The sequence below is a fragment of the Rheinheimera soli genome (assembly GCF_021290985.1).
Classification (GTDB): domain Bacteria; phylum Pseudomonadota; class Gammaproteobacteria; order Enterobacterales; family Alteromonadaceae; genus Pararheinheimera; species Pararheinheimera soli.
Genome location: NZ_JAJOYU010000002.1, coordinates 184,256 through 195,959, shown reverse-complemented (window position 1 = coordinate 195,959; position 11,704 = coordinate 184,256). Strand labels below are relative to the sequence as shown.

The following is an 11,704-nucleotide window of genomic DNA, read 5'->3' as shown; positions in this document are numbered from 1 at the left end:
ACACGTCATTAAGAGGTAAAACATTATGGGTATCTTCTCTCGCTTTTCAGATATCGTAAACTCCAACATCAATGCTTTATTAGATAAAGCAGAAGATCCGGAAAAAATGGTCCGCCTGATTATTCAGGAAATGGAAGACACGCTGGTTGAAGTACGTTCTACCTCAGCCAAAACCATTGCAGAGAAAAAAGAACTGCAACGTGTAGTGTCTAAATTGGAAGCTGAAGTGGCCGACTGGCAGGCTAAAGCTGAACTGGCTTTAAGCAAAGAACGTGAAGACTTAGCCCGTGCTGCGCTGATTGAACGTCAAAAAGCGGCTGACCAGGCTGCAGCGGTAGCTGCTGATATCAGTCATTTAGATGAGCATGTCAGTAAATTACAGGATGAAGTCAGCCAGTTACAAGACAAGTTAGCGGATGCTAAAGCTCGTCAGAAAGCCATGCTGATGCGCCAGAAAACTGTGTCATCTCGTTTAGATGTAAAGCGCAGTTTAGACAGCAACCGTTTAAACGACGCCATGTACAAGTTTGAACGCTATGAGCAAAAAATCGATTCACTGGAAGCTCAGGTTGAATCGTACGATTTAGGTAAAAAAACCTTAAAAGATGAGTTTGCAGAATTGGCTTCATCTGAGAAAATCGATAACGAACTGGCTGAATTAAAAGCTAAAATGTCTAAAAAAGATAACGCCTGATTATCAGGCGTTTTAGGAGCTGGCAATGACACTTCATGAAATTATTGGTGTACCTTTTATCCTGTTCATGATTTTTGTGGCGCCGCTGTGGGTCTTTATGCACTACAGAAGCAAAAACAAAATTGGTGAAGGCTTGGGGGACAGTGAACTGGCTCAACTGAATGAGTTGTCCCATCGTGCCGAAAAAATGGCCGACCGCATAAAAACGTTGGAAGCGATCTTAGATGCTGAGTCGCCGAAGTGGAGGGAGAAACATGACTAAAATACGCAAAGAGCTGTTGCGGGATGACCGCAACGGCAAACTGGCCGGGGTCTGTGCTGGTATTGCAGACTACTTCGGTTGGGAAGTGTGGTTAGTGCGGTTGATTGTGGTTACTTCGGTGTTATTAGGTTTAGGTGGTTTGTTACCTGTATTGTATGTAGCAGCCTGGTTTATTCTGGAGAAGAAATCAGTGCATGAAGCAAAAAAAGGCGTGACTGAATCTGCGTACGATGAACGCCCTGTAGAAGTAAAAACCCGGGTATGGCAACGGGGTGAAGTGCCCAAGTCGGCCTTACATCATCTGGTCAATCAATTTAATAGCCTGGAATTACGTTTACGCGACATGGAAACTCATGTCACCTCTGCCAAGTTTCAATTGAACAGAGAAATCAGCAAGTTATAGTGAGTCTGTCGAAAGACGCCATATAGGAACACTGCATGGATTGGTTAAAAAAGGCGCGCTGGCATTCAGAACAATTGACGCAGCGTGCCTTTCACCGTCAGCTCAGACTGGGCGTTACCGGCTTAAGCGGCGCAGGAAAAACTGCGCTCTTAACTGCAATAGTGCACCAGCTAACCCAAAGTCACTCTTCTTATTTACCCTTTTTCTCTGTGATGCAAAAACGTTGGTTAGGTGCTCGTATTGATGACAATCAATTGCCACAGCTGCCTCGTTTTGGGTTTGAAAAAAACTTAAGTTACCTGCAGCAACAGCCTGCTTGCTGGCCACCTTCGACTGTCGGCTGGAGTCAGTTGACTTTAGCTTTGCGTTATCAGAGTGAATCGAGTTTGCGCGCCCGTTTTCAGGATTTTCAGGAAACTGAATTGGTGCTGGTGGATTATCCGGGCGAGTGGCTGCTGGACTTACCTATGCTGCAACAAAGTTACCAGCAGTGGTGTGAACAAAGCTGGTTGCTATTTGCCCAATCCCATAGGGCCGCCACCGCAGAAGGATTTAAACAGCGACTACAAGGCATTGATTTAAATGATACGTCAGTGCTTTCTGTGCAAGAGCTGTGCAGTGAATACAGCACCTTATTGAAGCAATTCCGTGAAGTTGCAGGGGCTTATTTAAATCAGCCGGGCCGTTTACTGGTACCGGGTGAATTTGATGGGACTCCGCTTTTGCAACTGCTTCCTCTGTTGCCGGAACAACTGGCACAAGGCGGCGCTCTGGTGGACTTGATGCAAAAGCACTTTGTCAGTTACCAAAGCAAAGTGATTGAGCCTTTTTACCGTCAGTACTTTTCAGGTTTAGACCGTCAGGTGGTGCTGGTTGATATTTTGGGCGCACTGAATGCCGGTGAATCCGCGCTCTTGGAGTTGAAACAAAGTTTATTGCTGATTTTACAGAGTTTTGATTATGGCCCTGAACACTGGCTGCGGCGTATTTTTAAACCACGGATCAGTAAAGTGTTGTTTGCGGTTAGTAAAGCTGACCATGTCACACCGGATCAGCATCAGGCACTGACTTTGTTGTTGCAGCAGTTGTTGTTGCAGCATCTGCAGAGCGTGAAGTTTCAACTTTGTCCGTACGAAGTGATGGCGATAGCCGCTATTAAGGCCAGCGAAGCGGGTTTTGTGAAACAAAATGGTCAGCAGCAGCACTGTTTACGGGGGATTAGTGCATCAACAGGTGAAGCCTTGACTTATTATCCCGGCGACGTGCCACGCTACTGGCCGGATCATCAGCTTTTTACCGAACATCATTTTGAGTTTCAGTCATTGGCACCTTTGCCATGGCCTAAACAGCAAGTGCTGCAACATATCCGTTTGGATCATCTGCTGGAGTACCTGCTAGGAGATAAACTGACATGAGCGATTTAAAACAAGCGAAAAGCTTTAAAGAGGCCGATTTTATTGGTTCAGATATGGTTTCAGAACTGCCTATGACCAAAGCACAGCAGTTTGAACAGACGGATTTTGTGCTCGAGCCACAAGTCGAACCAGAACCACCAAAACGCAAGCCTGTGTCTGCATTGCTATGGGCTGGCATCAGCAGTGTTGTGCTATTAGTGACGGTGGCTTTATACAGCGCCGTGACTACTATCCAGCAGGCTTTTACAGCACCAGGTATCAGTACTGTGCTGGAAGCCTTATTTTGTGTCGCTTTATTAACCTTAGGCAGCCTGCTGCTGCTGCGTGAATGGCGTTTATGGCGGCGTTTAGCAAAAACCAGAAAGTGGCAACAAGCGCATCAGCGTATTCATGCCAGTATTCAATACGGTGAAGCCGAGCAGCTCTGTCTGGATATCGCCGCCGTTTTGCCTGAATCTACACAACAGGATGTGGCTGACTGGAAAGCACAAAAACAAACAGAACACAGCGATCAGGAACTGCTGGATTTGTTTGAATTAAAGGTGCTGAGTAAAGCCGATGCCCGTGTGCGACAACAAATACATCAGGCCTCTGCCGACGCTGCTATGGCTGTGGCTGTCAGTCCTTTTGCCTTGGCAGATATGTTGCTGGTGCTGTGGCGCACCAGTAAATTATTGCGCCAGATGGCAGAAAGTTACGGTGCTTCATTAGGGCAATTGCGTAGCCTGCTGTTGATCAAACATTTATTTGCCGCTTTATTATGGGCGGGTAGTTCCGAGCTGGCGCTGGATTTAGGTTCTGATCTGATAGGAGCTGAACTGACCAGCAAATTGTCGATGCGTGCAGGGCAAGGCTTAATAGCAGGTATGTTGGTTGCTCGTTTAGGTTTAGCCGCACAGCAGTTGTTAAGGCCTTTGCCATTGGCGCAAAGCCAGAAGCTAAGTTTACTGGATTTAAGCAAAGCCTTAGTGCGGCGTCTGCTGGGTAAAGCTGCTCCTTTGTCAACTTAACGCTACATCTCTCCTTGTTTTTGTGAAAACTGACGGTGCTGCTTCAGACCGTCAGATGTCTATATGCCTTGTCGCTGATCTGCCTGCTCGGTATAAAAAACTCATAAAAAATAAAACAATAGCAATGACAGGTGTTTTTATGAGTAAACAGCAGTACAGTCATCCTGATACGGTATGTATACATGCCGGAAAAAGCGGTTTAAATCCACACGGCGCTTTAGCCACTCCTTTGTACCAAACCTCCACTTTTGTATTTGACAGTGCCGAACAAGGCGCAGCCCGTTTTGCCGGTGAAGAGCAAGGTTATATCTACACCCGTTTAGGTAATCCAACCACAAGAGAACTGGAGCTGAAAGTTGCAGCGCTGGAAGGCATGGAAGATGCCGCTGCGACAGCCACTGGCATGGGCGCTGTGGCCGCTGCCACTATGGCTTTTTTACAACAAGGTGATCACCTGATTGCCAGCAAAGCCATTTATGGCTGCAGTTTTGCGCTGTTTAATCATCAGTTTGCCCGTTATGGCATAGACGTCAGTTTCGTGGATATGACCGACCACAACGCCATCAAACAAGCCCTTAAAGCCAACACCAAAATGATTTTTGCGGAAACGCCAATTAACCCGACTTTGACCGTGCTGGATTTAGATTTTATTGGCCAGTTTGCTACACAGCACCAATTGATCTCGGTGATCGATAACACCTTTCTGACCCCTTTGCTGCAAAAGCCGGCGGACTATGGCATAGACCTGATTTTGCACAGCGCCACCAAGTACCTGAACGGACATGGCGATGTGGTGGCAGGCATTATCGTCGGAAGCACTGAACGTATTACACAAATTAAGCTGACTACCCTAAAAGATATGGGCGCAACCATCAGCCCCCATGATGCCTGGCTGATTATCCGAGGTTTAAAAACCTTGTCGGTGCGAATGGAGCGGCATTGTCAAAATGCACAAAAAGTTGCGGAGTATCTGGAATCACACCCTGCTATAGGCCAGGTCTATTACCCAGGCTTAAAATCGCATCCGGGTTACAAATTTATCGGCAAACAAATGAAAGCCGCTGGTGGAGTGTTGGCGTTCGAGCTCAACGGCAGCCTGGATGATGGCCGATATTTTATTAATCAGTGTCAGTTACTAAGCCTTGCGGTCAGCCTTGGTGATGCAGAGTCGCTTATTCAGCATCCGGCTTCAATGACTCATAGTCCTTATACGTCAGAAGAACGCCAAATGGCTGGTATCAGTGATGGCCTCATTCGTATTTCTGTCGGACTTGAGCATGTCGAAGATATCATTGCTGATCTGCAGCAAGCGCTCGCCTTGATGTGCAAACGTCAGCAAAGCTAAGCACTTTGTTGTAACCATAGCTTTACAAAACCAGCAGAGTTGACGTGAACGTCAACTCTGCTATGGGTTAACAGTCGTTGTCCAATCCTCTAGTATCGGCCGCAACTAAAAGGTTGATAAAACCGCTATAAGATCGAAACAACAGGGTTCTATGAGCAAATCAAGTAAATACATATCGCACCAGTCGGACGAAGATGGCTTTATTCACTGGTCGGCTGAAGAAAATCAAATCTGGTCTGAGTTAATGCAGCGTCAGCTGTCCTGTATTGAAGGCAAAGCCTGCGATGAATACCTGGATGGACTGAAGAAGCTGAATTTGCCACTGGATCGTATTCCACAGCTGGCCGAAATTAATGCAGTATTAGAGCCTGCTACTGGCTGGAAAGTGACTGAAGTACCAGCACTCATTAGTTTTGACAGGTTTTTTCAGCTGTTAGCCAACAAAGAATTTCCTGTTGCTACTTTTATCCGCAGCAGGGAAGAGTTTGATTACCTGCAAGAGCCCGATGTGTTTCATGAAATATTTGGTCATTGCGCCATGCTGACTCATCCTGCTTTTGCCCAATTTACCCATACTTATGGCAAATTGGGCTTAGCGGCCAGCAAAGAAGACCGGGTATATCTGGCACGTTTGTATTGGTTTACCATCGAATTTGGCCTGTTAAGCAGCAAAGATGGTTTGCGTATTTATGGTGGCGGTATTTTATCCTCACCTGGCGAAACTTTATACGCTATCAGCTCTGAAGTGCCGGAGCGTAAAGTGTTTGATGTGGTAGATGTGCTGCGTACGCCTTACCGTATCGACATTATGCAGCCGGTGTATTTTATGATTAACTCGATTAACGATTTATTTGATGTATCCCAACTGGATTTGATGGCGATGGTCCAACAGGCTCGCTCCCTGGGTTTACATGCACCTAAATTTCCGCCTAAAGAAAAAAAGGCAAGCTAAGCTCTGCCGATAACTGAGAACACACTGATGTCTGAATTAAAACAAGCGAAATGTGAAGCCTGCCGTGCTGATGCTCCCAAGGTATCGGCTGAAGAATTAGCTCAACTGATGCACCAGATCCCGGATTGGACCCCAGTGGCCCGTGACGGCATTTTGCAGCTGGAACGTGAATTTAAATTTAAAAACTTTAAGCTGGCATGGGCTTTTCATCAGAAAGTAGCACAGCTGGCTGAAGATGAAGGTCACCATCCGGCCTTGTTGCTGGAGTGGGGCAAGCTGACCGTGACCTGGTGGTCGCATTCGATTAAAGGCCTGCATAAAAACGATTTTATTTGTGCTGCTAAAACTGATGCCTTGTTAGTTTCTTAATATCTACCGTTGTAGGGGATGGGCTTGTCCCATCCCGTCTTATCCATACCATAGCGTCCAAACGGTTCGATCCCTGCTAGTCGAGACTCACCATTCTTTGCAGATAGTTCAAAGAGGTTGTGCATATTTCTTTACAAATAATACTGGTCTGCCCGAGCATCTTTACCGTATGATTAAATCTAAGCACAAGCTTGAGGTGGTTTTTTATCATGAGGTTAGAAATTCATTGCCAGGACCGACTGGGGATTACCCAGGAAGTGTTAAATATCCTGGTCAGTTATCAGTTGGATTTACGTGGTATAGAAGTGGATCCGACTCTTGGGCGGATTTTTGTATCATTCCCTACCGTTGAGTTTGAAAAGTTTCAGGAACTGATGGCGAAAATTCGCCGTATTCCCGGTGTTGACGATGTCAAAACCACTGCTTTTATGCCATCCGAACGTGAACACAACGAGCTGAGCACTTTGTTACGCACCTTGCCTGACGGCATTATTGCGATAGATACCCGTGCCAATGTCACCATTATTAACGAAGCCGCGCTTGAAGCTTTATCGATGGAGCGCAGCGCTATTGAAGGTCAATCGCTGACTGCCATGGTCAAAGGTTTTAATTTAAGCCGTTGGCTGGAAAGTGATGATGTGCTGGCGCAAACCCGCAGGGTAGAAATTCAGAACAAACGCTTTATCGCTGACTTATTGCCTGTGTTGGTGCCGGGTGATGCAGGCAACGATATTCTGGCCGGTGCTGTACTGAACCTTAAATCTGAAAGCCGTTTAGGCGAGCAGATGGTGGTGTTTAAAAAAGGTGATCAGGAAAGCTTTAATAACTTACATGCCCACAGCAACTTAATGCGCAAAGTGGTGCGTGAAGCAAAAAAAATGGCTCAGCTGGACGCCCCTATTTTGATTATGGGTGAAACCGGCACAGGCAAAGAAGTTCTGGCCCGCGCTTGCCATGCGGCGAGCAGCAGAACAGGCAAACCTTTTTTAGCGGTAAACGTGGCTGCTATGCCGGATTTAGTCGCTGAGTCAGAGCTTTTTGGCCATGGCCCTAATGCTTTTCCTGGGGCCAGTGAAGCGAAAAAGGGTATTTTTGAACAGGCCAACAAAGGCACAGTGTTTCTTGATGAAGTAGGTGAGATGTCGCGTGAGCTGCAAACCAAGCTCATTCGATTTTTACAGGATGGCAGTTTCCGCCGTGTTGGTGACGAAAACGAAGTGAAAGTGGACGTGCGGGTGATTTGCACCACACAAAAAGACTTACCGGCCATGGTGCAGGAAGGCAAATTCCGCGAAGACTTGTTTTACCGTTTAAACGTACTCACTCTGAATCTGCCGCCACTTCGTGAGCGTAAACAGGATGTGGTGCCTTTAGCTGAGTTTTTTATCGCCCGTTTTGCTGCCCGCCTGGGTCGTAAAGCACCCAAGATGACAGACTCCTGCGCGCATTTCCTGCAGCATTACCCCTGGCCTGGCAATGTACGTCAGCTGGAAAATGCCTTGTACCGCGCTGTCACTTTGCTCGAGGGCTATGAGCTGGATAAAGAGCATATGCAGCTGCCAAGTTACACCAGTGACTTTGGTTATCTGGAAAAAGACTTCGATGGCACGCTGGATGAAGCGGTACGAAATTTCGAAGCGGATTTATTACGCAAACTCTATCCTGCTTATCCAAGTTCACGTCAATTGGCGAAAAAACTGGGTTTAAGTCACACAGCAGTGGCGAATAAATTGCGCGAATATGGCATTAATCGTAAGAGCGTAAAAATTTAAGTACGCTTTGTGTGATTTGAACTACAAATAATAGGCCCTAAAGCTCCTTTTAGGGCCTTTTTGTTCCTTATTTAACCAAAGTGGCGTTTTTGTCAGTTATTCTGTACAAAATCGACCTTTTTCCGTAATTCTGCCATCCGTTGAGCCTCTCTTCCTTTTTTTTCCGGCAAGCGCAAGATAAGCACAAACTTGCCTTATTTATGTCTGGAGACACTCTGATGTTTGACCCTATTAACCCTTTGGGTACCGATGGTTTTGAATTTGTTGAATACACTGCGGCTACAGAGCAGGGTATTGCTGATCTGAAGCAACTGTTTAAGTCTTTAGGTTTTACTGAAGTGGCGAAACACCGCTCTAAAGAAGCCTGGTTATACAAACAGGGTGATGTGAATTTTATTGTGAACGGTCAGCCAAATTCTCAGGCAGAGCAATTTGCCGCTGAACATGGCCCGAGCGTCTGTGCTATGGCTTTCCGGGTGAAAGATGCCGCTGAAGCCTTACAACATGCTGTGGCTAATGGCGCTAAAGCCTATCAGAATCAGGTTGGCCCTATGGAGCTGAATATCCCGGCTGTGTACGGCATTGGTAGCAGCCTGCTGTATTTTGTTGACCGTTATGGTCAGAATTCTGTCTATGACGTTGATTTTAAATTCTACGATAACTGGCAAGCTGAAATGGCAAAAAACCAGGTTGGTTTGGACGTCATCGATCACCTGACGCACAACGTCCGTCGTGGCAATATGGCGCTGTGGGCTGGTTTTTATGAGCGTATAGGTAACTTCCGCGAAATCCGTTATTTTGATATTGAAGGCAAGCTGACAGGCTTAGTCTCTAAAGCCATGACTGCGCCTTGTGGCAAAATCCGTATTCCAATCAATGAGTCTTCTGATGATAAATCTCAGATTGAAGAGTTTATCCGCGAATATAAAGGTGAAGGCATTCAACACATTGCGATGACCACAGAGGATATTTATGAAACTGTGCGTACACTGCGTCAGCGTGGTATGGACTTTATGCCAACGCCTGATACCTACTACGAGCGAGTAAACGCCCGTGTTGAAGGCCATACTGAAGATCTGGACCAATTGAAAGAGCTGCGTGTGCTGATTGACGGTGCACCGATGAAAGACGGTATTTTATTGCAGATCTTTACCAAAACTGTGATTGGCCCTGTATTCTTTGAAATCATTCAGCGTAAAGGCAATGAAGGTTTTGGCGAAGGCAACTTCAAAGCTCTGTTTGAATCCATTGAAGAAGATCAAATCCGTCGCGGAGTACTGTAACTATGCGTAAGTGGGCGTCTTTTCCGGTAAAAGAAGGCGAAATTTCCCGTCAGGCTCATGCTGATTTCCCAGACAGAGCCATTTATGAGCGTGAAGTGGGCCGCAGTGGCTTTTTTGGCCCTGCGACACATTTCCATCACACCCATGCCCCAACGGGCTGGAGTGACTGGGAAGGGCCGTTAAAACCACGTTTGTATAACTTTAACGACATAGCCGGTAATCAAAACGTGTCGCCATGGCAGGTGCCCACTTTATTGCACAACGCGCACTGTAAAATGCGCACCTGGCGTTTAACAGAGTCGATGGATTATCTGGTTCGCAATGCCGACGGCGATGAGCTGTTGTTTGTGCATGAAGGTGCGGCAGAACTGTATTGCGACTACGGCCATTTAAGCTTACGTGACGGTGATTATGTGGTGATCCCACGTTCCACCATGTGGCGTTTAGAAGTCACAGAGCCGCTGTTTTTATTGCTGATTGAAGCGACCAATGACTCTTTCCAATTACCGGAAAAAGGTTTGGTCGGTAATCATGCTATTTTTGATGCAGCGATGATCGATACACCAAAAATAGATGATGCTTTTAAAGCGCAGTACAGCGAGCAGCAGAGCAAGGTGCAGGTAAAACGTCACGATCAGGTGTCAGTCATTACCTATCCATACAATCCACTGGATGCGATTGGCTGGCACGGTGATTTATCGGTGATGCGGATCAACTGGCGTGATATCAGGCCTTTAATGAGCCACAGATACCACTTACCACCGTCTGCGCACACCACTTTTGTCGCGCAGCGTTTTGTGGTTTGTACCTTTGTACCTCGTCCTATTGAAAGCGATCCTGGTGCGTTAAAAGTACCGTTTTACCATAACAATGACGATTACGACGAAGTGCTGTTTTACCATGCAGGGGATTTTTTCAGCCGCGACAATATTGAACGTGGCATGGTGACTTTCCATCCTGCGGGTTTTACTCATGGCCCTCATCCGAAAGCTTTTCAGGCCGGTCGTGAGTATAAAAAGAAATTTACCGATGAAGTGGCTGTGATGCTGGATACCCGTGATGCACTTTTTGTGGGTGACGCGGCTTTAGCCACTGAAAACCCGGACTACGTAAATAGCTGGAAAACTAAACCGGCTGCGGTGTAAGGATTAAAAATGAAGTTAGCAAGTTTAAAAAACGGCCAGCGTGATGGTCAGTTAGTGGTGGTCAGCCGTGATTTGAGCCGTTGTTTAGCGGTGTCGCATATTGCAGCTACTATGCAGCAGGCGCTGGATCACTGGTCTGTGGCCGCTCCGCAGCTGTCTGAAGTATATCAGGCGCTGAACAGTGGCTCTGTGCAAGGCGAACAAGCCTTTGAGCAGGCGCAGTGTGAATCGCCTTTGCCACGGGCTTATCAATGGGCGGATGGCAGTGCTTATGTCAATCATGTTGAGCTGGTGCGTCGTGCCCGTAATTCCGAAATGCCACCTAGTTTCTGGACTGATCCTTTGATGTATCAGGGCGGCTCAGATGACTTTATAGGTCCACGCGATCAGATTGAGGTGGTTAGTGAAGACTACGGCATCGATTTTGAAGGCGAAGTGGCTGTGATCACCGACGACGTGCCGATGGCCATCAGTGCCGAAGAAGCCCGTCATAAAATCCGTCTGGTGATGCTGGTGAACGACGTGTCTTTACGTGGGTTAATTCCCAATGAACTGGCCAAAGGTTTTGGTTTCTTTCAATCAAAACCTGCGTCTGCTTTCAGCCCTGTGGCCGTGACTCCAGATGAATTAGGCACTGATTGGCAAGATGCCAAGCTGCATCTGCCTTTGGTATCGCATTTAAACGGTAAGCTGTTTGGCAAACCAAATGCCGGTGTTGATATGACCTTTGATTTTGGACAACTGGTGGCTCATGCGTCGAAAACCCGCAATTTGGGCGCTGGAGCTGTGATAGGTTCTGGTACTGTGTCAAACAAACAAGGTACGGATTATGGGACTTCGATTGATGAAGGTGGTTTAGGTTACAGTTGTATCGCCGAAATCCGTATGATAGAAACCATTCGTGATGGCGCGCCTAAAACTTCCTTTATGAAGTTTGGCGATAGTATTCGTCTCGAAATGCTGGATGCCAAAGGTCAGTCTGTGTTTGGTGCCATTGAGCAAAAAGTGGTGAAATACGGCGTTTAATTGACGTGAAAACATCAAGCCAGTCGAT

General features: G+C 46.7%; 12 protein-coding genes. All 12 read left to right on the top strand.

The annotated features are described in order from the left end of the window. Positions 1–25 precede the first annotated feature (25 nt). Complete coding sequence (pspA, locus tag LSG37_RS03090; protein WP_233078389.1) at positions 26–694, top strand: phage shock protein PspA; 669 nt, start codon at positions 26–28, stop codon at positions 692–694. A 25-nt stretch (positions 695–719) separates the two neighbouring features. Then, a complete protein-coding gene (pspB, locus tag LSG37_RS03085) occupies positions 720–956 on the top strand; it encodes an envelope stress response membrane protein PspB (protein ID WP_233010168.1) in 237 nt (78 codons plus the stop codon). After that, a complete protein-coding gene (pspC, locus tag LSG37_RS03080; RefSeq protein ID WP_233078388.1) occupies positions 949–1,359 on the top strand; it encodes an envelope stress response membrane protein PspC in 411 nt (136 codons plus the stop codon). Before pspB ends, pspC begins: the two co-directional genes overlap by 8 nt. A gap of 35 nt (positions 1,360–1,394) precedes the next feature. Beyond that, positions 1,395–2,774, top strand: coding sequence for a YcjX family protein (locus tag LSG37_RS03075; RefSeq protein ID WP_233078387.1), 1,380 nt, complete (start codon positions 1,395–1,397; stop codon positions 2,772–2,774). Next, complete coding sequence (locus tag LSG37_RS03070) at positions 2,771–3,784, top strand: TIGR01620 family protein (protein ID WP_233078386.1); 1,014 nt, start codon at positions 2,771–2,773, stop codon at positions 3,782–3,784. Before LSG37_RS03075 ends, LSG37_RS03070 begins: the two co-directional genes overlap by 4 nt. A 139-nt stretch (positions 3,785–3,923) precedes the next feature. Continuing rightward, positions 3,924–5,129 (top strand): methionine gamma-lyase, encoded by a 1,206-nt coding sequence (gene megL / locus LSG37_RS03065; protein WP_233078385.1) that lies wholly within the window; start codon positions 3,924–3,926, stop codon positions 5,127–5,129. Between the two features lie 151 nt (positions 5,130–5,280). Further along, positions 5,281–6,081, top strand: coding sequence for a phenylalanine 4-monooxygenase (phhA, locus tag LSG37_RS03060; protein WP_233078384.1), 801 nt, complete (start codon positions 5,281–5,283; stop codon positions 6,079–6,081). 27 nt (positions 6,082–6,108) lie between these two features. Then, positions 6,109–6,450, top strand: a complete 342-nt coding sequence (locus LSG37_RS03055) for a 4a-hydroxytetrahydrobiopterin dehydratase (RefSeq protein WP_233078383.1) — start codon at positions 6,109–6,111, stop codon at positions 6,448–6,450. A gap of 209 nt (positions 6,451–6,659) precedes the next feature. Next, on the top strand, positions 6,660–8,222 hold the full coding sequence (gene tyrR, locus LSG37_RS03050) for a transcriptional regulator TyrR (RefSeq protein ID WP_233078382.1): 1,563 nt from the start codon (positions 6,660–6,662) through the stop codon (positions 8,220–8,222). A gap of 218 nt (positions 8,223–8,440) precedes the next feature. Continuing rightward, entirely contained in the window at positions 8,441–9,505 is a 1,065-nt protein-coding gene (gene hppD, locus LSG37_RS03045) for a 4-hydroxyphenylpyruvate dioxygenase (RefSeq protein ID WP_233078381.1), read from the top strand. 2 nt (positions 9,506–9,507) lie between these two features. Continuing rightward, positions 9,508–10,650 carry a homogentisate 1,2-dioxygenase gene (locus LSG37_RS03040; RefSeq protein WP_233078380.1) on the top strand — a complete coding sequence of 381 codons (1,143 nt, stop codon included), beginning with the start codon at positions 9,508–9,510 and terminating at the stop codon, positions 10,648–10,650. A gap of 9 nt (positions 10,651–10,659) precedes the next feature. Next, entirely contained in the window at positions 10,660–11,676 is a 1,017-nt protein-coding gene (locus LSG37_RS03035) for a fumarylacetoacetate hydrolase family protein (RefSeq protein WP_233078379.1), read from the top strand. The last annotated feature ends 28 nt before the right edge of the window (positions 11,677–11,704 follow it).